We start from the raw sequence: 21,171 nt of genomic DNA, 5'->3' as shown, positions 1-21,171 counted from the left end.
GCCGTTTCGTGCGGGGCTCAGGTTATTCGGGGTCAGGCGCTTGCGGCTTTGCGGCCGCGTTTGGGTTTGGGGGCGGCGTCGCGCTGGGTGGCGAGGCGTTTGAGGAGTTCGGTGGCGGGTTCGTCGTTTGGGTCCTGGGGGACGAGTTCGCCGCGGAAGGCTTTGGCGAGCAGGGCGGGGGTGAGCTGGCCGGCCTGCTTGCGGGCGGTGGCGAGGCGGGCTTCGAGGCGGTCGGCGAAGGCGAACAGGGTTTCGACGCGGCGGACGATTTCGTGTTGTTCTGCGCGCGGCGGTGTCGGAATTGGAAACGTCTTGAACAACGACAAATCAATGCGCAAGCGCGTAACGCCAAAGCAAACCGATTCGGTGATCTTCTTGGATGTCGGCGAATTGAAGTAGTGCATCAAATACTCTGTGCGGGCCACATCTTGATCTACCGTCATCTTCATCACATCTGGAGTGACCATTGCTGTGCCGATGCCCGCTGGATAAATGCAGGCGTCTCCAGGTGGGTCTCCGAGTTTCGTGACCAAAAGTTCACCACCAAAAACTGAGTATGGCTGGTGATGCTCCTTCCAGACCGCTGAATCCATAAAGTTCGGTTTGTGGGTTCGATACTCTCCCGCACCAACGTGGCGAAGGAAGATAATTGGGACACCACTGTCTCGAAAATCCTTGGCTTTAAAGATAGTGCCGAATGGGCCGGCGCAAATTGCGTTGCTATCAGCGGCGGCTAAGCGATGGTTTTCGATCCATGCCCACGACGGAGGAAGCGGGTGCAGCAGTTCAGCTTCTACTTGTATTGAGGCGCCGCGGACTTTGACGCCAGCCGTGCGCTTGATTTCTTTCGCGGATACTTCCAATTCGGCTTGATTGTCCTGCCCAGGATTCGTGGCGCGCCAGTCTTCGGTCAGGCGGCCGGAGGTGGCGGCGGCGAGGATGGATTGGCGGAAGCGTTTGAGCAGGGCGGGGATGCGGTCGAGGCGGTCGCGGCAGGCGTCCACCCGCGCCAGCACGGTGTCGAGCTTGTCGGCGATGCGTTTTTGTTCGGGGAGCGGGGCGAGCGGGACCGCAATACTTCCGAGCGTCTTGAGATACACGCCCTTCTGAGCCGTACCTTGTGCGCTATCACCAAGGATCTTCTGAACCAGCGGCGACTCCAGGGCGTATGAGAGGTATTGGCTGTCGAACGATGGAGCGCGAAGGACCGCGACACTACGCTGGAGAGCGAATGGGGAAACGTGGTCACCGACGACCGCCGTGCGACCGATGGTCCCCACAATTGTCATAAGGACGTCGCCAGCGCGAACGGCAGTGCGCTGATGCTCGACTTGAAAATCGGCTTCGCTAATCAGGCGGTATTCACCGAAGTTGATCCGACGATCTTGGATGTTTCGTGCGCTCAGCATTGGTCGCCCGATGTCCACGCCTTTCGGTGGATTGTGGGAGCCATCGACGATGCGATCGCAAATGTCGGAGAGTGAGGCGACGTGCCACCCGCGTGGCAATCCAATCATTCCACCACCTCTTCACCCAGTTCCTTCAAGATCGCCTGCAACTCCGCAATCGCGCCTTCGAGTTCGTTCATCGCCTCCTGCGCGAGCACGGCGGGTTCGGGCAGGTCGGCGGCGTCCTCCGCGTTGTCGTCTTTGAGCCAGGCGATGTCGAGGCTGTCACCGCGTTCCCTGATCCACTCGCGGGTGAAGCGGCGGAAGCGGCCCTGTTCGCCTTGGTCGGTGCGCGGGCCGTGGCTGGCGCCGGTGGCGGCGCGGGCCTGGGCGGTGAGCGGGGCGTAGGCGGATTCGAAGTCCTTGAAGTGCTCGCGGGTGAGCGGGGTGCGCTTGCCGAAGCGGGGCATGTTGGCGCGCAGGTCATAGACCCAGACTTCCTGCGTGGCGCCCTCGGCGTTGTCGCTGAGCTTGTCGAAGAACAGCACGTTGGTCTTCACGCCTTGGGCGTAGAAGATGCCGGTGGGCAGGCGCAGCAGGGTGTGCAGGCGGCACTTGTCCATGAGGTCGCGGCGGATGTCGGCGCCGACGCCGCTTTCGAACAGCACGTTGTCGGGCAGCACCACGGCGGCGCGGCCGCCGTCCTTCAGATGCCGGTAGATGTGCTGTACGAAGGCGAGCTGCTTGTTGCTGGTGGTGTAGGTGAAGTCGTCGCGCGTGGGGCCGCCGCCGCCCTTGGCGGTGCCGAAGGGCGGGTTGCTGAGGATGACATTGCTCTTGGGCAGGTCGGCACCGGCGCTGCCGAGCGTGTTGCCCAGGTGCACGACGCCGGCTTCGTCGCCCTCCATGCCGTGCAGCAGGCAGTTCATGAGCGCGAGGCGGCGCGTGCCGGGCACGAGTTCCATGCCGAGGAAGGCGTGCTTGCGCTGGAAGGCGCGGGCTTTCTCGTTGAGGTCGTAGAGGTTGTCGGTGCGGGCCTTGATGTAGGTGTCGGCCGCGATGAGGAAGCCGGCGGTGCCGGCGGCCGGGTCTTGCACGGTTTCGCCCGGTTGCGGGTCGATCAGTGCGACGATGCTGTCGATGAGCGGGCGGGGGGTGAAGTACTGCCCGGCGCCGGACTTGGTTTCGGTGGCGTTCTTCTCGAGCAGGCCTTCGTAGAGGTCGCCGAGGCCGTCGCGCTGGGCGGAGAACCAGTCGATGGCGTCGATGCTCCTGATGAGCTGTTCGAGGTGGCGCGGTTCCTTGAGGCGCGTTTGCGCGTCGGCGTAGATGGCGGCGAGCAGCGGGTCGGTGCTCTTGGATAGATCGAGCAGGGTGGCGCGGTAGTGGTTGAGCAGGTTGAGGCCGCTGAGTTTGGCGATGTCTGGCCAGCGCGCGCCGGCGGGCAGCTTGTGGCCGGACATGACGCCGCTCTCGGCGTTTTCGTGCTCCATCTTGATGAAGAGCAGCAGCACGAGTTCGGTGACGTAGTCGGAATAGTTGATGCCGTCGTCACGCAGGACGTCGCAGAGGTTCCAGAGTTTCTGGACGATTTCGTTGTTGCTCATGGTGCTTCCTGATTGAGCAGCGCGATGTAGGCGCTGTAGGCAAAGACGCGGTTGCGGCGGTTGCCGGTGAGCTCGCGGACGATGCCGAGGGTGTGCTCGAGTGCGTCCAGCGCCTTGCCCACGGTGGCCGGGGTGAGGCCGGTGGCCTGGGTGATGGCGTTGACGTTGGCGATGGGGCGGGCGAAGAGGGCGTCGAGCACCTGCGTGGCGGAGCCGGCGAGCCGCCCGAGCGCCGGCAGGCGGGCCTTGTCGGCCGCATGCAGGGCACTGAGTTGCTGCGCGGTGCTGACGGCCTGGCTGGCGGTGGCGGCGATGGCGTCGACAAAGAACAGCAGCCAGGCTTCCCAGTCGCCCACGGTGCGGACCTGTTGCAGGCGCTCGTAGTAGGTCTGGCGGTGGCGCTTGAAGAAGACGGAGAGGTAGAGCAGCGGCTCTTGCAGCACGCCGGCTTCGACCAGGATGAGCGGAATCAGCAGGCGGCCGAGGCGGCCGTTGCCATCCAGATACGGGTGGATGGTTTCGAACTGCACATGCGCGAGCGCTGCCTTGATGACCGGCGCGGTGGTGGTGTCGGCATCGTTGATGAAGCGTTCCAGCGCGGCGAAACAGTCGGCGATGTGGGTGGGCGGCGGCGGCACGAAGGTCGCCTCGTCGGCACGGTGGCCACCGATCCAGACCTGGGTGCGGCGGAACTCGCCGGGGCCGCGCTGGATGCCGCGTCCGGAAGTCATCAGCGCGGCGTGCAGCTCGCACAGCAGGCGATAGCTGATGGGCTGGCCTTCGCGGATGCGCTGCATGCCCAGATCGAGCGCCTTCACGTAGCAGGAGACTTCCTGCACGTCGTCCATCGGTACGCCGGGCAGGCCTTCCATTTCGTAGAGCATGAGATCGCTGAGCGAGGACTGTGTGCCTTCGATCTGCGAGGACATGACCGCTTCCTTGCGCACGTAGCTGTAGAGGAAGAGCTTGGCGTCGGGGAGCAGGGTGCTGATGGCGTCGAGCCGGCCGAGGGCGAGCAGGGCGTCGTTGATGCGCGCCTGGAGCTTGTCGCCGAATTCGAGCGGTGGCACCGGGGGCAGCGGGGTGGGCACGAAGGCCTGGCAGGGCACGCCGCCCGCGATGCTGGGCGTGAAGCTGCCGGTAAGACCGCGTTGCATGGCTAGGCTGGCCCGAAGTTAAAACAAGCGAGCATGTTATTTTAGTTTTGGCTTAAAAGTAAAACAGAGGCGGCGCTTGTTTCAGGTTCAGGCGGCCTCGGGCCAGATGCCGGTGGCGAGTTTATCGAGTACGTCGCCCAGCTTCCCGCCGAGCAGCCGGTCGAGCTGCTTGGCGCCGCCGTCTTGCTGGAAGGCCACATTGACGAACTGGGTGTCGATGACCACTTCGTGGGTGAGCTGCTTGGCAAGGCGCTCCAGCCACTTGCGCTGAATCGGTGTCCAACTGGTGAGTGCGAAGATGCGCTGCATGGCTTGTGCGACGCGCTGCTCGAAGGGGAGCAGGGCTTCGCCCAGTGCGGCCTGGCGGATGTAGCCGATGATGCTGGCGGCGATGTCGTGGTTGGTGGCATTGCGCCAGGCGGACTGCAGGCGGGCTTCGGTGAAGCCGTGCTGATCGAGCAGCAGGCGCACTTCCTTGAGCTGTTCGCGGGTGAGGTCTTTCGGGCGATTGACGACGACGGCGAGCGCGGCGGACTGGTTGAGCTGCTCGCGCACGAAGTGGTTGAAGCTGTCGAGGTAGTCCTCGGGGCGGTTGTAGGCGCCGTAGCTTTGCTCGCGTGCGACGAGCTCGTCCTTGTGGTCTGAGAGCACCGGCATGTAGGCGCTGCCGACGAGTGCTCTGACTTCGTCGATCTGCTGCAACAGCGCGGCTTGCTGGCGCAGGAACGCGGCGGCGTCTTGCGGGCCGAGAGCCTTGAGGTGCTTGTGCAGCTCGGCCGGGGCGACGCCCCAGAGGGCTTCGAGTTCGCCGAGGCGGGTTTTCAGTGCGGGCTTCTTCTCTGCCTTGTGGGTGGCGTCGCGCAGCACGCGCATCAGCTTCTGGCTGAGGGCGTCGAGCACGTCGTGGGCGTGGGTTTGCTCGCTGCGGCTGCCGGGGGCGTTGAAGCTTTCGGGGTTGTGCAGTTCGCCGAGCAATTGTTCGAGCGTGACGTTGGGGTCTTTGACCAGTGGCTTCATGGTGCTGACCTCTTGCAGATCGCTGTAGAGGTCGACCGGATCGTAGATCTTGAACACCGTCTTGCCGATTTCGTCGCAGCGGCGCGTGGCGCGACCGATCATCTGCTCGTAGAGGATGCGGGAGCGCACCCGGCGCATGAAGACGAGGTGCGCGATGCGGGGCACGTCGATACCGGTGGTGAGGAGATCGACGGTGATCGCGATGTTGGGGTAGCGCTCGTTCTTGTAGCGCTTGATGAGCTCGTTGACCTTGTCCGATTTGCCGGTGATCTTGCGCACGGCGGCTTCGTTGTAGGCCTCGCCATGCACGGCCTTGAACGCATCGTCGAGCAGGCGCTTGACCATGTCGGCGTGCAGATCGGTGGCACAGAAGATCATCGTCTTCTCTTCGCCGAAGGGGTCGAGCTCCTGCGCGAGTTGCTCGCAGATGACGCGGTTGAAGTCTTCATTGATGACGCGGCGGTTGAAGGCTTCGACCTCGAAGTTGAGTTCGTCTTCGAGTTCCGCCTGTTCGATTTCGCCAGTGCCGAGGTTGATGGCGCTGACGGTTTCGCCCTTGTCGAACTTGATGCCTTGTTGCGACAGCAGGGTCTGGTAGCGGATCGGCGGCTCGTGGTCGATGAGCCAGTCGTCGGCGACGGCTTCGCGGTAGGAGTAGGTGTAGACCGGGCGGCCGAAGATCTCGGTGGTGTGCCGGGCCGGGGTGGCGGTGAGGCCGACCTTCACTGCGTCGAAGTAGTCGAGCACGCGGCGATAAGTGGAGAGGTACTGGCCCTGGTCGCGCACCCGCAACTCGCCTTCGGACATTTCCTGGTCGAGCGTGTAGCCGCGGTGGGCTTCGTCGACGATGACGCAGTCGAAGGCGTCGATGCCGGGTGGGTCGTCTGACTGGAAGATGCGCTTGACCATGGCTTGCACCGTGGCGACCTGCACCCGCGTTTCGGCCTCGGCGGCCATGTCGCCGAGCTCTGCGATGTTGTAGATCTTGGAGAGCGGTTGGTTCTGTTCGAGCAGCGCGTCGCCGAAGGCATCCAGCGCCTGCGTGCCGAGCGCAGTGCGATCGACGAGGAAGAGGATGCGGCGGAAGCGCTCGGCTTTGAGGAAGCGGTAGATCAGGCCAATGATGGTGCGCGTCTTGCCGGTGCCGGTGGCCATGGCGAGCAGGCAGGCGCTCTGGTTGGCGGCGATCGCTGCTTCGACGGCCTGGATCGCCTTCTCCTGATAGGGGCGCAGCTGCAGGTAGGCGAAGCCTTCGGCCTTGAGCTTGGCCTCGGCCGCTTCCTTGCTGCGCTGGAGCTGGTCGAGCAGGCCTTCAGGCCTGTGGAAGTCCATCAGCGGCCGGGCGAGGTTCGCAGGGCTGCGGACATCGCGGAACCAGATGCCGGACTGTTCAGCGAGCTGCTGCAGGTAGGGGCGGCTGTTGCTCGAATAGACGAAGGGGATCTGGAAACTTTCACCCTGGCCGTCTGGCCACGGCGCCGGCAGGCCAGCGAGTTCCCATGCCGGCTTGAAGCCTTGTTCCTGCTGAAAGCCGCGCGAGTAGCGCTCGGCCTGCGGAATCTTGCCGGCGACGTTTTCGTTCTCCCGCTTTGCTTCGACCACCGCGATCGGAGAGAGCCCGGCGAAGAGGACATAGTCGGCCGCCTGCTTGCCGGTGGTGGGCCATTCAGCAATCGCGCGCTGCTTGCCTTTCTCTGGCCGCGTGCCCTTGGCGTAGGTGAGGTTCTGGGTATCGGCTTCCCAGCCTGCGGCGACGAGTTGCTGGTCGATCAGGATGCGGGTCAGCTCTTCGTTGAGGACGAGCTGCTTGCTGGCGGACTGCGTGGCTTGGGTGACCGACTGGGCGGCCTTCTGGCTGTCGGCCAGCTGGGTCTGCAGGTCGGCGATGCGCACTTCGAACTCGGCGCGAACGCGGTCCACTGCGGCGCTTTGTTCTTCAGCCAGCGATTGATAGGTGCGCGCTTCGACATCCATCTGCTGCGCGAGCACCGCGAACTCTTCCTTCTCACGGGCGAGCAGGGCGGCGAGCTGCTGGTTGGAATCGAGCGCCTCGCGCTTGCCGAGCAGCTCGGCCCTGAGCGCGTCGATCTCGGCATGCAGCTCCCGCAGTTGCGCGCTGGGGTCTTGCGGCGGGACGAAGGGGCCGGCCTTGAACGAGGCGCCCGCCTTGCCGAAAGACTGGTGGAACCAGATCGCGAGTGCGCGGGCAACCTTCAGGCCGTCCATCGCCTGCTTGTGCTGGGTGCGAAACTGATGCGTCGCCTTGTTGCCCTCGATGCGCAGCGTGTGGAAAAGCTCCCGCACCGTTGGGTCGAGCTTGATCTCGCGATTGAGCCGGAACAGCAGATCGGATTGGCTAGTCTCCGCATCGAACTGCACGCCAGCCCGCGCGGCCACGTCTTGCGCTAGTGCTTCACCGAGCTGGCGGAGCTTGATCAGCGTGGTGTTCGGGTCGGCGGCGAAGACCTGCTCGGCGGTTGTGGCCAGTTGCAGGAAGACAGGGTCGTGTTCCGCGAGAAACGAGAAATTGCTCAGCGTCGCCATCGTCCAAGTGAGGTGTCAGGGCCCAAACAGCGGAAGTATCGCCGTTTTGCATTCCAGCGTGTGCTTTGCGAGATGAGGGTTGATCACGCGCAGACGGCCCTGCACGGTTTGGCCCGCCGAACGAGTCTTGCGGCAATCGACAAGATCGCCAAGCGAGCACTCATGGTCGAAATTGTGTGTACGCGCCAGCCGGGAGGGGTGTCCGGTTTTCGGCCCGTCGGCCTAGGCGCGGCTGGGCTCAGTTTCGCCGGTTATGCCTGAGTCCGTCAGGCGCGGTTCTTGAGCGTCAGCACGTGATCGGCGGCGCTGGTCAGTAGTTCGATCCGTTCGCCAAGCATTTGCCAGGCTTCGCGCATTTCGCGGGCGTAGTCGTGCCGCTGGTAGATCCGCTTCATGCGGTTTTGCTCAAGGTGGTTCAGGCAGCGCTCGACGACTTCCGGCAACACGCCAAGCGCCACCATCATCGTGGCGCCGGTGCGGCGTAGATCGTGTGGTGTCCATTTGCCTCCGGGCAGAATGAGCGCATCAGTGCTGGATGTGCGATTGCTCATGGCGCCCCGGTCGCCCCGTTGGCGGTCGCCGATCTGCTTGGCAACGGATTTCACACATAGGTGCTGGTCGTGGTGCTTTGCGGGCATGACCCACGGCGATGGAATCAGTCGGCCCGCTTCGTCGGTGACGGCCCCGGACAGGGGGCGCAGCTCTTCGAAGCAGCGCAGGGCGAAGTCCGATAGATAGACGACGTGCTCGCGCCCGTTCTTGGCAACGTCTGGCGGAACCGTCCAGGTGCGGGCTTCGAGGTCGATGTGCTCCCAGCGCGCTTGCGTGATTTCACCGACGCGGCAGCAGGTTGCCAGCATGATCCAGATGGATAGCTCGGTAGTCTTGAGCAACTTGCCAGTCTGAATGGCGGCGGGGAGGGCGCGGATCTCGGCATCGGTTAGCACCCGCTCGCGCTCGTCGGCCTTGGCGCCAATGTCGGTGCGTTTGATCGCGGCGGCGGGGCTCGCTTCGATCCAGTCAAAACCCACGCAGTAGTCGAAGAACTGCCGCAGGTCGGCGGTCATGTGGCGGGCTAGTACCAGGGCGCCGCGTTGTTCGATAGCGGCCAGCAGTTCGCGGACGTTACCCTTCGTGATGTCGGCCAGTGCCAATGCCCCGATCTTGGGGAACACATCCCGCTCGAAGCGGCGGATCAGTTCGTCGCTCTTGGGTTTACCGCTGCGCTTGCCGGGGGCAGCGAACCAGTGGCGGGCGGCCTGTTCAACGGTGCGGCGCTGGGCAATGCGCAGCTGTTCTGCTGCCGCTGCGGCGCGCTCCGCAAGGTGCCTCGACTCGTCGGCCTCGCGTTGGGCTTGTTCCAGTCGCGCGATCTGCTCCAAGTGATCGCGAACGTTCTTGACGCCGCTTTGATAAAGCTTCGACAACTCGCCGGCCTTGGCGCGCGCCTGCGCCAGCGTAAAGCCATGCACCCCCTTCGGGTCGTACTTGCCAATCGGATAGCGGTCCTGCTTGCCTTCCGCATCGTTGTATCGGAAGTAGAACGCGGCAGCGCCGCCGCGCGTGATGCGGGCGGTGAGGCGCCCAGTCCCCTTGGTGCCGGGGTCCGTAAGCCAGTTTGACGTTTTGCCGTCCTCGAGCCCCATCTTCAGCTCTTTGTCGGTGATATTGCCCATAGTGCGCCGCCCTTGTACCTGTTTGTACCTGTACTGTGCCTGTTTGGTGCTGGCTCTTACGGGATTTTGCCGGACAGCCCTGGACGATGCAATTGGCTGTAAGTCAATTAATACGGTGGTTTTTGATCTTTTCTCAGGATCGAGTGGACTCAGCTGGATGGATTGTTACCTATCTACGAACCAGGGGGTAGGGCGTTCGAATCGCTCCGGGTGTACCAACTTCTTCAAGCAAAAAGCCCAGTCCTCGGACTGGGCTTTTTGCTTTCTGGCGCCAGTGGTGACACTTTTGGTGACACCTTCCGATCCAGCGCCAAATGCGCCCAAGCAGCCTTTTCGACGGCCTTTGGTGCTCATCTCGTTGGGCAGGGTTTGACGATGACGCCCATGACTTGGGGTCTGACGCTTTGTTTGCGGGACCGTCTTTGCGGAGCCGGGAGCAGCGAGATTGGGTGGGTTTGCCCATAAGCGGGCCGTTCGAGTTGCAAGACTAGTGGCGCCGTGAGTCGATGACTCTACCGGCGGTGCAGCACTGCATTGCCTTCGTCGTTCGTTTAGCTTCGGCGGCCTGAGTAGCGGTCCCGTTCTAGGCCATGGCGTGCGGCCTCCGGCCTGAATTGCGGATTCCGGTGCCGCTGATTGGCATCACGGCGTCTATCGAAAGCTCGTCACCCGCGGTGATTCGGTGGGTAGTCTTCCCAGGCTGGAAGAGGACCTTACGCTCGCGCATCGGCGCGCCTGCGTTCAGAGAAAGCTGTCGCTCGGCTGAGTCCCTTGGGAACCGGACATTCGGGTTCCGAGAATTGCTAACCGCTTGAGCTGCGGTCGTGTCTTGCGAGGTTGTGGTTGCCGTCGTCCAATACGGCGCTTGCGAATTTCAACGTGTGAGCCAGGATGGCTGGGCCGTCGGCGTCAGCCGGCGGCACGCCGTTCAAATCAGTCCAGCCGTCGTTGAGCGAGACGGCTCCACGCTTCTCTCTCGTTGCCGAGACACGTTGTGTCCTGTCGTATCCCGCAGGGCCGTACTTGAGAGGCTCACGCGGAACTCATCGAGGTCTGGCGCCACACGTCTGGTGAGACGCCGCACGCTTTCTTGAAGGCGCGCCCAAAGGCGCTGCAGTCGGAATAGCCAAGGTACGCGGCGATCTGTCCGGCGGTGAGGTCAGTATCGCGCAGGAGTTGGGACGCCACTTCCCTACGCGCAGCACTCAGCTCCTTCCGAAACGTGGTGGCATAACGTTGGAAGATTCGGTTCAAGGTCCGTTCATGGACGCCGAGGGCATTGGCCAGCGAGGCTTGGCACGGCGTGTCGTGGGTCAGGATCATCGTTCTGAGTTGTCGCCGGGCGAAGTGCCGCAGGTCGATGGGGGCGGACGTCAGTGCTTCATTCGGCGCCGGTACATTCGCGCGTGCTTGCCCCTGATCTGCCAAGGCGTTCGGATAGTCCAGCCAAGCTTTTGAAAATACGACGGCCGAGATTTCCGATTGATAGCGAATATTTGCAGAGCCGAAGTGCTGACTAAATAAGTGAGGCCGATCCGGACGACGGCACGGCAGCCGGATGTCAAGAGGCCTCCATCGCGGGCCACAGATCTCTTTAAGTAGCCTGTAGGCCATGAGGATCGCCCCGGCGTTCAAGTGTTCACAGCCAGGGCAATCGGGTACGTAAACGCCGTAGGACAGGTATACGAGCTCGCCTTCGATGGCCAGCGCCACAACGGCGCCCGTATCGTGAACATGCATCGAGTCGACCAGACTTCGCAGTGCAGATCGAACATCCGGTGCAGCCCGCATCAGACGTCCCACTGCGCCGAGATCGCGCGTTCCCCCTTGCGCCGCGACGAGGAGCGGGAGATCGGGGCGCCCCGAGATTTGCGCGCCTCGGTTCAATAGCCAACCAACGGTGGCGTAGTCCAGGTATCGATCCTGATCACGCAGGTCCGCCTCCGTTAGGGATCGCGCGGCGAGCAGCGGTTCGGGGTCGATGCCGAGCCCACGCAAAGCCCCTGGCAGATAAGCAATGATGCTGACGCGCAACTGCCCCTCGCGGGGGGGCAGTTGCTTTTCGGAATTGTCCAACTCGTCCATCCGTGCTCCCTTTGCCGATGCTCTGACACGACTGCTTGGGCCGAACCCACCACCGCGTTGCGGGCGCGTGCTCCGTGCTTGCCGCGCGCATTGTGGTCGCAATGTAACGCGTAGCGCCCACCGGCGACCGTGTTGAGTTGCATTCCCTGAGCGAAAGAAAGAACGCTGGCCGAACCCAAGGGCTCGGCCTTTCGCCTCAGATGCTCCTTCGGTCTTGTTTGTTCCGACCAGGCGAGTTCGCGTTCGTGTGGCGGTGCTGCCGAGCATGCATGCTGTCGGCGCAAATCGCCCAGCCAAGCATTGAATGCAGATCAACTTGTGTCGCACTAGTGTCGCAAAATGTCCAACCGGTCTTCTATATCAGTGAAATGATTCGAGCGCCTCACTGTGGTGTTCAGAGGTTGCCCCCCATACGGCACTCCGACTGACGACTGTTCAACGGTCCAGGTCGATGAGTGCCGAGAGATCGAGGACTGGACGATGCGAATTCAACTAAGTCTCTCTGCCGTGCTGCTGCTGGCGACGATGACGGCATCCGCGCAAACCTATGTGTACCCGGCAAAAGGACAGTCGGCTGAGCAGCAGAAGAAGGATGAAGCGGAGTGCTACACCTGGGCTGTTGGTCAGACTGGATTCGACCCAGCCAAGCCTCCGCCTGCGCCAACCACCGCCGCAGCCCCGCCGCCAGCGCCGAAGCCGAGCGGCGCACGGGTAAGGGGGGCGGCTGCCGGGGCAACGGTGGCGGCCATTACGGATCACGACACGGGTGACGCGGCCGTGGCTGGAGCGGTTGCCGGTGGGGCTGCACAACGTGGCGCCAAGCGCCAAGCCAGCCAGCAGCAAGCCGCTGCCCAGCAGCAGGCGGCACAGCAGCAAGCCACGCAACAGCAGAACCAGACGTCAGCCTTCAACAAGGCCCGTTCGGCGTGTCTGGAAGGGCGCGGATACACGATCAAGTAGGACTCTTCGCCCTACGCAATGAATTTCATCCGACGCCGAGGCGCGCTCAAGCTCGGCGCAAAGATGAAATCCGCCGGGTGGCCGGCCCGACGAGTCTGATTTGTTGTGCGGTACTGGCGCGGGTGGCGACAGATCTAAATGTTCTTCAAAGGAGTAGTCGACATGCTTGCGCGTTCTGCCTTTACAGCCTTGGCTTTGTGCAGTGCAGCCGTTTCGACCAGCGCGCTGGCGGGCAACACCGACGCGTGGTCGGTGACTGGGGGGATCTACGCCTACCTGCCGACGATATCCGGCACTTCCGCTTTTTCGGTGCCACCCAGCACGGGTGGCAGCGAAGCGAGCGTGGATATCAACAAACTGCTTGACCACCTTAATGGCGTATTCATGGGGTCCTTGGACGTTCGCAAGGGCGAATGGGGCGGCTTTACTGATCTGCTCTACATGGATATCGGCGGCACGAAGTCGCAGACGCGTGCCATGACGATCGGACCGGCAGGCTTGCCCGCCGATGCCACTGCCACTGCTGACTACAGCCTCAAGGGAATGGTGTGGACCTTGGGTGCCTACTTCCACGCTGAAGCGAGGCCAGATCTGAATGTCGACCTGCTGATGGGGGCGCGTTTGCTGGATCTGGATCAGTCCTTGGGCTGGACGCTTGCCGGCGACGTGGCGTCGGTTCCTGTCATCGATCGTGCGGGCCATCGTGCGGCGGGGATCAAAAGCTGGGACGCCATCCTCGGCGCCAAAGGTCGATATGTATTCGGCGAGGGCCGCAAGTGGTTCATCCCCTTTTACGTTGATGTCGGGGGCGGCGACGCCGACTTGACGTGGCAAGCAATGGCGGGGCTCGGCTACTCCTTCGGTTGGGGCGATGTGCTGGCCTCCTGGCGCCACCTCGACTACGAGTTTGCCGAAGGGAAGGCGCTGCAAAACTTGGCATTCGATGGCCCCGCGTTTGCTGCGGTGTTCCATTGGTAATTGTTGTTCAACCCGGCTGACATCTGAGGTCGACGTTCGATCGCGTAAGTGTTTTCGAAGTGACCTCGTGCTCGACTCATTCTGGATGGAGTAATTGATGAAAATTCGCTCACTGGTCGCCGTTCTGGCTTGTCTTGGTATGTCGTTCAGCGCGATTGCGGACGATGCATCTGGTGCGTTTGTTTCGGTGCCCGGCAAGGCTGCGCTGCTTCGTCATCAAACGGTCACCGGCCAGGTCACGGCGGTCGACCCCGCCACGCGCGTGGTGAAAATCAAACCTACCAACGGGGAAGAGCGGGAAATCGTTGCAGGCAATGAGGTCCGCAACTTTGCCCAGATCAAGGTTGGCGACAAGGTGAGTGTGGAAGCGATCCAGGCGCTCACACTTGAGCTCAAGAAAGGCGGCGCCGGCATCCGTGAGCGTGTTGACGCGGTCGATGCCCAACGCGCCCAGGAAGGTGAGAAGCCGGCGGGTGCGGTTGGTGCCAAAGTCACCGTATTGGCCGACGTGACGAAAGTGGACAAGAAGAAGAGCACCATCGACCTGCGTGGCGTGCACCACTCCCTGACACTGAAGATCAGCGATCCGAATCAGCTAAACCTGATCGCTGTGGGCGATCAGGTTCGCGGTACCTACGTCGAAGCGGTAGGCGTCGCGGTGACACCTGCGACTGGCAGCAAGCAGTAACGGGCGCCAAGCGAGCGCGTCCGAACGCAAGACTTGGCTGTTGATCGTCAGGCCTGCCGTTCGGACCGTTCAAACAATGAATGGAGGGGCCGTGCAATGACACGCAGGACTAACGTTTACCGAACTCTGGCGCCCGCGGTGGCGTCGCTGTGTGCGACGGGCGCCGTTGCGCAGACGGCAATCGATCGGTCGGTATTGCCGATCGCCGAACCGAAGCGCCCAAAGTACACCGAAGTCGACGCGCGCAACGTCAAATCGCCGGCGCTGTTTGAGGTGAAGGCGCCGCAGGCGGCGCCAAACGTGGTGATCATCCTCCTTGATGACATCGGGTTTGGCGGACCCAGTACCTTCGGCGGACCGATCAACATGCCGGCGCTTGATCGCCTTGCCGAAAGCGGTCTGCGCTACAACAACTTCCATACAACGGCGCTGTCGTCACCCACCCGCGCCGCACTTAAGACTGGCCGTAACCACCACTCGGTGAACATGGGGTTCATCACCGAGATGGCGACTTCGTTGCCGGGTGCGACCGGCCAGGTGCCAAGCAACGCGGCACCGCTCGCAGAAGTCTTGCGACTCAACGGCTACAGCACGGCGGCATTCGGTAAGTGGCACGAAACCGCAGCGTGGGAAACCAGTATCGCCGGGCCGTTTGATCGTTGGCCCACTCGTCAGGGCTTTGACAAGTTCTACGGCTTCCTGGGGGGCGAGACCAACCAGTGGGCGCCGTATCTGTATGACGGCACCGCACAGGTGGAATTGCCCAATGATCCCAACTACCACTTCATGTCCGACATGACGGACAAGGCGGTGGCATGGATCAAGCATCAGAAAGCCCTCGCGCCGGATCGGCCGTCCTTCGTTTACTTCGCGCCAGGGGCGACACACGCGCCGCACCATGTTCCGAAGGAATGGATCGAACGTTGGAAGGGTAAGTTCGACCAGGGATGGGACAAGATCCGGGAAGAAACGCTGGCGAGGCAGATCCAGATGGGCGTCGTGCCACCGGGAACCCGGCTTGCGCCGAAACCTTCAGCGCTCAAAGATTGGGACACGCTATCGGCCGATGAAAAGCGCTTGTTCGCGCACCAGGCCGAAGTCTTCGCCGCCTACGCCGAATACGCGGACCACGAGATCGGCCGCATGCTCAAGGCCTTCGAGGATGTGGGGCAGGCCGACAACACGATGGTCGTCTACATCGCGGGTGACAACGGCACCAGTGGCGAAGGCGGCCAGAGCGGCATGTTCAACGAGTACACCTATTTCAACGGTGTGCAGGAAACCGTGCCGGACATGCTCAAGAAGATCGACCAATGGGGCGGGCCTGAGACCTACCCGCACATGTCGGCTGGTTGGGCTGTTGCATTCGATTCGCCGTTCGGGTGGATGAAACAGGTGCCGTCTGACTTTGGCGGAACACGCAACGGCATGGTTGTGAGTTGGCCCAAGCGCATCACAACGCGGAACGAAGTGCGTACGCAATTCAGCCATGTGATCGATGTTGTCCCAACCGTGTTGGAGGCGACGGGGCTGCCAGTGCCGAAGAGCGTAAATGGCGTGAAGCAGATTCCCATGGAGGGCACGAGCTTCGTTTATTCGTTCGATGCACCGAAGGCAAAGGAACGCCACACGACACAGTATTTCGAGGTGGCCGGCAACCGTGCGATCTACCACGACGGATGGTTCGCTCGCACGATTCACCGCGCTCCGTGGGAGGCAAAGCCGCGTCGTGCGCTGTCCGACAATTCCGCGTGGGAACTGTATGACGTTCGCACGGACTTCAGCCTCGCAAATGACCTCGCTGCAAAGAATCCGAAGAAGCTTGCCGAGATGCAGAAGCTGTATCTCAAGGAAGCGGCGAAGTACAGCGTGCTGCCTATGGATGATCGGCTCTTTGAACGCTTGAACGGTGAGACGGTTGGGCGGCCCGACATCATGCGTGGGCGCAAATCGATCACGCTCAGCGAGGGCATGACCGGGATGATGGAAGGCGTCTTCCTCAACGTGAAAAACCGCTCCAGCGTGATCACCGCCGACGTCGAAGTTGACGCATCTGGCGGCAACGGGACGGTGTTCGCGCAAGGCGGGCGTTTCGGCGGTTGGTCCTTGTACGTCAAGGATGGCGTGCCTGCCTACGATTACAACTTCCTCGGCATGCAGCACACGTCGATCAAGGCGCCGAAGAAACTCGCTGCCGGAAAGTCGACGCTGCGCTTCCAGTTCGACTACGACGGCGGCGGCCAGGGCAAGGGTGGGCAGGGCGCCCTCTTCGTCAATGGCGAGAAGGTCGCAGAAGGGCGCATCCCCGCGACCGAGGCGGGCTTGTTCTCGGCCGACGAAACGGCAGATGTTGGAGTCGACCTGGGAACAGCCGTGGTGGAGTCGGTGGGGGCCGAGCATAAGTCCCGCTTCACCGGCCGCATTCCAAAGCTGACGATTGAAGTGAAGTAACACCCGCAGTGCTGCCGGGGATTCCCTGCAGGGGGATCTCCGGCCTTCAAGGTTCAGGGGGCAGATTTGACGAATGCGTCCGCTGTTGGCGGTAAGCCCGGAATCCATGTACTCGCCAAACCGATCGGCGCAGTGTGCGACATCGCGTGTGATTACTGCTTTTACCTCGAGAAGCGAGCGCTTTTCCCGGGTAGCGAGCAGTTCAAGATGCCCGAGGCGGTACTTGCGAAATACATAGAGGAATACGTCGCCGCGCAATCCACCCCGGTGGTGGAGTTCGTCTGGCACGGCGGTGAACCGACGCTGCTGGGCATTGACTTCTTCCGCCGCGTCGTTGAGTTGCAGCAGCCTTTCCGTGCGCAGCGTGAGATCCGTAACGTGCTGCAAACCAACGGCCTGCACCTGAGCGACGAATGGTGCAGGTTCTTCAAGCAGAACGACTTCTTTATCGGGATCAGCCTAGATGGGCCGCAGGCCATCCACGATCGCTACCGAAAGGACCGCCACGGTGCTGGCACTTTCGAGCGCGTCATGGCCGGTGTTCGTCTGCTGCAGCAACACGGGATCGAGTTCAACGCACTCGCCTGTGTGGGCAGGGAGACGGCACACCACCCGCTAGAGGTCTATCGATTCTTCAAGGCAGCGGGCATCAACTTCGTTCAATTCACGCCGATCGTGGAGCGCGAGCCCGATGCCGAAACCAAGGCAATCAAACTCTGGCTCGCCCGCCCGTCGGTCCTTGATCGCCAAGAGCCCAATGCGCGCGTTACACCGTGGACCGTCGAGCCTGAGGCCTACGGCGACTTCCTGATTGCGATCTACGAAGAATGGGTGCGCCACGACGTCGGCGCGGTCTTCGTCATGAATTTTGAATGGGCGCTGACGGCGTGGCTTGGCGAACCATCACCTGTTTGCATCTTCGCAAAGCAATGCGGGCGAGCGGTGGCGATGGAGCATGATGGCAGTGTGTTTGCGTGCGACCACTATGTCTATCCGGAATATCGGCTTGGCAACGTGATGCGTGATTCGCTTGAGGCGATGGTCGATCGTTCGGTGGCGTCCGGCTTTGGCCCGCACAAGGAAGCGACGTTGCCACAGTACTGCCGTACTTGTGAGGTGAAGGAAGCCTGCTGGGGCGGCTGCCCGAAGCACCGCTTCGCGATGACGCCGGACGGCGAGCCCGGGCTGCATTACTTGTGTGCGGGCTACAAGAAGTTCTTCAAGCATATCCGCAAGTACCTGCGTGCCATGGCGACCTTGATCGAGAACGACCTTCCGGCCTCGGCGGTGATGGAGGCAACCAAAGGCCCCTTGATCATCACGAAAGCACCACCGCGTGAAGGCAGTGCCGTCACGATGGGCATGAACGCCAAGGCGAGCCCGCCCTCCGGTGGGTCAGTCTGAGATATTCGACCTGCGAGGCCGCGACATGAGGCGTTTCAGATCACTTTGCCGAGCGCTAATACAGGTCGTGCTCGGGGCGCTGGCCATTCAGTGCTGCCATGCGCAGTCGCTCGAACCGCGCAACTATACGAACCTGCCGGTCGGCATGAATTTTCTGATTTTCGGTGCCAGCCACTCGAGCGGCGGGATTGCCTTTGATGCTGCGCTTCCGGTCCGGAATCCGGAGTTGGATGTCTGGACGACCGTTGTAGCGTATGCGCACGCATTCGAGTTCCAGGGCCAGACTGGTCGCATTGATCTGGCGTTGCCCTATGCACAGATGTCGGGCAATGCTGAATATGCCGGCCATCGAACCGACCGCGAACAACATGGTTTCACCGATTCGGTAGTCCGCCTGGCGTTGAACCTGAAGGGGGCACCGCCGCTGACCTTGCCGGAGTTTGCACGGTTTGAGCCCGATTTGATTATCGGGACGAGTCTGCAAATTACGGCCCCGACGGGCAGCTACGACCCGGAATACGTGGTCAACCTTGGCACCAACCGCTGGAGTTTCAAGCCGGAGCTTGGGCTCTCCAAGGCGTTTGGGCCGCTATCGCTTGAGTTGGCGGGCGCGGTCACCCTGTTTACGCAGAATACCAACTTCTACGGTGGCAGTACGCGTCGGCAAGATCCGCTCTATTCGGTACAGGTGCACGGCGTTTATAACTTTGCCACTGCGGTGTGGGCCTCCATCAGCGCTACGTATTACGGCGGAGGGCGGACCTATGTCAACGACGTGGCTGATGACGACCGCCAGGAAAACTGGCGCATCGGCGCCGCCTTTTCGGTGCCGATTGGTCGCCACTTTTCGGTGAAGCTCTCCGCCAGTGATGGCGTATATGCCCGAACCGGCAACAACATGAGTCTCCTGAGCCTTGCATTGCAGACCCGTTGGGGGGGAGGGCTGTAAGCACGTAAATGTTCGATAGCCAAGGCCGTGCACGGTGTTCGTACGCAACAAAGGTTCGAAGGTGCGCTTTTACCAATCCATTGATGAGAACCAGAATGTCCAGCGCTTTTGGTTCGCTCTGCCGGGTTCCGCTGCCAGCTGCGTTCACGTTAGCGAGCAACGACGACACCTATTACTCACGAGTTTCAGGAGGAGAAGTGAATGAAGGCTAAACCCATGATGGCCGTGTTCGCTAGCGTGCTCGCCTGCGCGCTGGCCGTAAGTCCGGCGCAAGCGAAGAAGCCGCCGAAAATGAAGATGACGACCGAGATTCCGGCAGGCGTCGCCATTCCGGACAAGGTCGAGACCCGCTTGGGTACCTTGAAGTTCTTCGACGGTTTCCCTGACGACGCGACCGTTGAAAAGCTCTACGACAATCTCGATTTCCAGCGCGCCGTGCAGGCGTATTTGTTGGGGCTCGCGCCGGTCAATCAACTGGCCAACCGCAAGGGGATCGCTGAACTCGGGCCGATCAATACGACCGTGCCGATCTTCGAGGATCGCATGGACTCAAAGTCCCTGTTCCTCACGCCCAACAACAACACGCCGTATACGTGGTTCTGGCTGGACCTGCGCGGCGGGCCGCTAGTCCTCGAAGTACCGCCGAACGTGCTCGGGCTGATGGATGACATGTGGTACAGCTTTGTCACCGATATCGGCCTCGTTGGACCTGACAAGGGCAAGGGCGGCAAGTATCTGATCCTGCCGCCTGGCTACACGGGCGAAGTACCTGATGGCTACTTCGTCGTGCGCCCAGCAACCTTCAGCGTCTGGGTGCCGTGGCGCTCCTTCCTCGTTGATGGTGATCCGAAGCCGGGGGTGGACGTCGTAGAGAAGCACACCAAGATCTATCTCCTGAAGGACGCCGCCAACCCGCCGCCGGTCAAGTTCGTGCACGTCTCCGGGAAGGATTTCAGCACGCTGGCGCCCGCTGACTATCCGTTCTGGGATTACCTGAACCAGGTGGTGCAGGAAGAGCCGACCGAATCGATCGATCCGGTTACGCTTGGCTTGTATGCATCGATTGGCATCCAGAAGGGCAAGCCTTTTGCGCCCGATGCGCGCATGAAGAAGATCCTGACCGAGGCTGCATTGGTCGGCGATGCCACGGCGCGTGCCATGAATAGCCGTTTGCGGATCAAGGAGAGTTACTACTACCCCAACAGCGCGTGGCGCTCGGGCTTCTACGGCGGCTACAAGTTTGAGCAAAACGGCGTGCGAATCCTCGACGCTTACTCCGCGTTCTTCTTCTACGCCACCGGCGTAACGCCGGCCATGGATTCGAAGACCGTCGGTGAGGGCTCGCAGTACATGGCGGCTTTTGTGGACGCCAACGGTCGCCCGTTCGATGGGGGCAAGAACTACAAGCTCCATCTGCCGCCCAACATCCCCGTCAAGCAGTTCTGGTCGGTCATCCTGTACGACAACCAGACCCGCTCAATGCTCCAGACCGACCAAAAATGGCCTGCGGTCACCAGCCAGAACAAGGCGGTGTTGATCAATCCGGACGGCTCGGTCGATGTCTACTTTGGACCGAAGCCCCCCGCTGGCAAGGAGAACAACTGGGTGCAAACCATTCCAGGCAAGGGATGGAATACGCTTCTGCGCCTCTACGGGCCGCTGCAACCTTGGTTCGACAAGACATGGCGGCCAAGCGAGATTGAGTTGATCAAGTAAGCCAGGACCCACTCAACGACCAGCCCAACTGATGGCGACAACGCGCCGTCAGTTGGGCTGGCTTCGTTTGGGCACCGATCGTTAGTCGTAGGCTCGTTTCAACGACCGCTTAGTGGCTTGGTGTTGTTGCAGAGTCACGTTCGCCCAATGACCACAACCGCTGCGTTGCTGAGAATGGCGCGGGCGAGTTGAGCGGTTAAAAAGGGGGCTGGGGGCAGGGCGTTCGAATTGCTCCGGGGGCCCCAACTTCGTCAAACAAAAGCCCGGTCGTTGGACTGGGCTTCTGCTTATCAACGCCCGGACAGCCTTTTCGTGGCCGTTTGTCGAAAGCTGCGTTGGTTTCCGAGGATGCTCTGCGACCTAAGAGACTTCGCAGCGGCGCGTAGAACCGCTCGCGTGGCTCGATGGGAAGATCGGACGAAGGCTTAGCCCAAATAGCCAGGCCGATAAGAACCGCATCGGCGGCTGCGATGGCGGTTTCCACTTTACTTTTGACGTGTCAGGCGAGGTCGTGTGACGCGCCGACAAACCCCTCCAGCGCTTCGATGCAC

The 21,171-nt window shown here is 61.8% G+C and carries 13 protein-coding genes; 7 read left to right on the top strand and 6 right to left on the bottom strand.

Going from position 1 to position 21,171, the window contains the following annotated elements:
* Positions 1 to 32 precede the first annotated feature (32 nt).
* From HH302_RS15300 to HH302_RS15275, 6 genes are all read right to left on the bottom strand, one after another.
* Positions 33 to 1,517, bottom strand: a complete 1,485-nt coding sequence (locus HH302_RS15300; RefSeq protein ID WP_172203092.1) for a restriction endonuclease subunit S — start codon at positions 1,515 to 1,517, stop codon at positions 33 to 35.
* A complete protein-coding gene (locus HH302_RS15295; RefSeq protein ID WP_172203091.1) occupies positions 1,514 to 2,995 on the bottom strand; it encodes an N-6 DNA methylase in 1,482 nt (493 codons plus the stop codon). The genes HH302_RS15300 and HH302_RS15295 overlap by 4 nt, the downstream gene beginning before the upstream one ends.
* Positions 2,992 to 4,152, bottom strand: coding sequence for a Fic family protein (locus HH302_RS15290; protein ID WP_172203090.1), 1,161 nt, complete (start codon positions 4,150 to 4,152; stop codon positions 2,992 to 2,994). The genes HH302_RS15295 and HH302_RS15290 overlap by 4 nt, the downstream gene beginning before the upstream one ends.
* Positions 4,153 to 4,239: 87 nt before the next feature.
* Positions 4,240 to 7,713 (bottom strand): type I restriction-modification system endonuclease, encoded by a 3,474-nt coding sequence (hsdR, locus tag HH302_RS15285; RefSeq protein ID WP_172203089.1) that lies wholly within the window; start codon positions 7,711 to 7,713, stop codon positions 4,240 to 4,242.
* A 266-nt stretch (positions 7,714 to 7,979) separates the two neighbouring features.
* On the bottom strand, positions 7,980 to 9,389 hold the full coding sequence (locus HH302_RS15280; RefSeq protein WP_172203088.1) for a site-specific integrase: 1,410 nt from the start codon (positions 9,387 to 9,389) through the stop codon (positions 7,980 to 7,982).
* A 1,032-nt stretch (positions 9,390 to 10,421) separates the two neighbouring features.
* Positions 10,422 to 11,474, bottom strand: a complete 1,053-nt coding sequence (locus tag HH302_RS15275) for an AraC family transcriptional regulator (protein WP_172203087.1) — start codon at positions 11,472 to 11,474, stop codon at positions 10,422 to 10,424.
* A 480-nt stretch (positions 11,475 to 11,954) separates the two neighbouring features.
* Between HH302_RS15275 and HH302_RS15270 the strand changes: the two genes are divergently transcribed.
* The 7 genes from HH302_RS15270 (at position 11,955) to HH302_RS15240 (ending at position 20,620) form a co-directional block, all read left to right on the top strand.
* Positions 11,955 to 12,434, top strand: coding sequence for a hypothetical protein (locus HH302_RS15270; RefSeq protein ID WP_172203086.1), 480 nt, complete (start codon positions 11,955 to 11,957; stop codon positions 12,432 to 12,434).
* A gap of 162 nt (positions 12,435 to 12,596) precedes the next feature.
* Positions 12,597 to 13,412, top strand: coding sequence for a hypothetical protein (locus HH302_RS15265; protein ID WP_172203085.1), 816 nt, complete (start codon positions 12,597 to 12,599; stop codon positions 13,410 to 13,412).
* Between the two features lie 94 nt (positions 13,413 to 13,506).
* Entirely contained in the window at positions 13,507 to 14,100 is a 594-nt protein-coding gene (locus HH302_RS15260) for a hypothetical protein (RefSeq protein ID WP_172203084.1), read from the top strand.
* A gap of 96 nt (positions 14,101 to 14,196) precedes the next feature.
* Positions 14,197 to 16,551 carry an arylsulfatase gene (locus HH302_RS15255; protein ID WP_172203083.1) on the top strand — a complete coding sequence of 785 codons (2,355 nt, stop codon included), beginning with the start codon at positions 14,197 to 14,199 and terminating at the stop codon, positions 16,549 to 16,551.
* A 66-nt stretch (positions 16,552 to 16,617) separates the two neighbouring features.
* Positions 16,618 to 17,955, top strand: a complete 1,338-nt coding sequence (locus tag HH302_RS15250) for an anaerobic sulfatase maturase (protein ID WP_172203082.1) — start codon at positions 16,618 to 16,620, stop codon at positions 17,953 to 17,955.
* A gap of 25 nt (positions 17,956 to 17,980) precedes the next feature.
* Positions 17,981 to 18,904: a transporter gene (locus tag HH302_RS15245; protein ID WP_172203081.1), complete on the top strand. Its 924-nt coding sequence runs from the start codon at positions 17,981 to 17,983 to the stop codon at positions 18,902 to 18,904.
* A 201-nt stretch (positions 18,905 to 19,105) separates the two neighbouring features.
* On the top strand, positions 19,106 to 20,620 hold the full coding sequence (locus HH302_RS15240; RefSeq protein WP_253946163.1) for a DUF1254 domain-containing protein: 1,515 nt from the start codon (positions 19,106 to 19,108) through the stop codon (positions 20,618 to 20,620).
* Positions 20,621 to 21,171 lie beyond the last annotated feature (551 nt).

Origin of the sequence: Niveibacterium sp. COAC-50 (genome assembly GCF_013184235.1) — a bacterium.
Classification (GTDB): Bacteria; Pseudomonadota; Gammaproteobacteria; order Burkholderiales; family Rhodocyclaceae; genus Niveibacterium; species Niveibacterium microcysteis.
Note: the sequence above shows the minus strand (reverse complement) of the source record. Positions and strands in the feature narration are given on the sequence as shown.

Excerpts from the sequence above, each read along its gene's own strand:
- HH302_RS15255 (WP_172203083.1), top strand. The coding sequence starts at position 14,197 with ATGACACGCAGGACTAACGTTTACCGAACTCTGGCGCCCGCGGTGGCG.
- HH302_RS15270 (WP_172203086.1), top strand. The coding sequence starts at position 11,955 with ATGCGAATTCAACTAAGTCTCTCTGCCGTGCTGCTGCTGGCGACGATG.
- HH302_RS15245 (WP_172203081.1), top strand. The coding sequence starts at position 17,981 with ATGAGGCGTTTCAGATCACTTTGCCGAGCGCTAATACAGGTCGTGCTC.
- HH302_RS15295 (WP_172203091.1), bottom strand. The coding sequence starts at position 2,995 with ATGAGCAACAACGAAATCGTCCAGAAACTCTGGAACCTCTGCGACGTC.
- HH302_RS15280 (WP_172203088.1), bottom strand. The coding sequence starts at position 9,389 with ATGGGCAATATCACCGACAAAGAGCTGAAGATGGGGCTCGAGGACGGC.
- HH302_RS15240 (WP_253946163.1), top strand. The coding sequence starts at position 19,106 with ATGAAGGCTAAACCCATGATGGCCGTGTTCGCTAGCGTGCTCGCCTGC.
- HH302_RS15300 (WP_172203092.1), bottom strand. The coding sequence starts at position 1,517 with ATGATTGGATTGCCACGCGGGTGGCACGTCGCCTCACTCTCCGACATT.
- HH302_RS15290 (WP_172203090.1), bottom strand. The coding sequence starts at position 4,152 with ATGCAACGCGGTCTTACCGGCAGCTTCACGCCCAGCATCGCGGGCGGC.
- HH302_RS15275 (WP_172203087.1), bottom strand. The coding sequence starts at position 11,474 with ATGGACGAGTTGGACAATTCCGAAAAGCAACTGCCCCCCCGCGAGGGG.
- hsdR (WP_172203089.1), bottom strand. The coding sequence starts at position 7,713 with ATGGCGACGCTGAGCAATTTCTCGTTTCTCGCGGAACACGACCCTGTC.
- HH302_RS15265 (WP_172203085.1), top strand. The coding sequence starts at position 12,597 with ATGCTTGCGCGTTCTGCCTTTACAGCCTTGGCTTTGTGCAGTGCAGCC.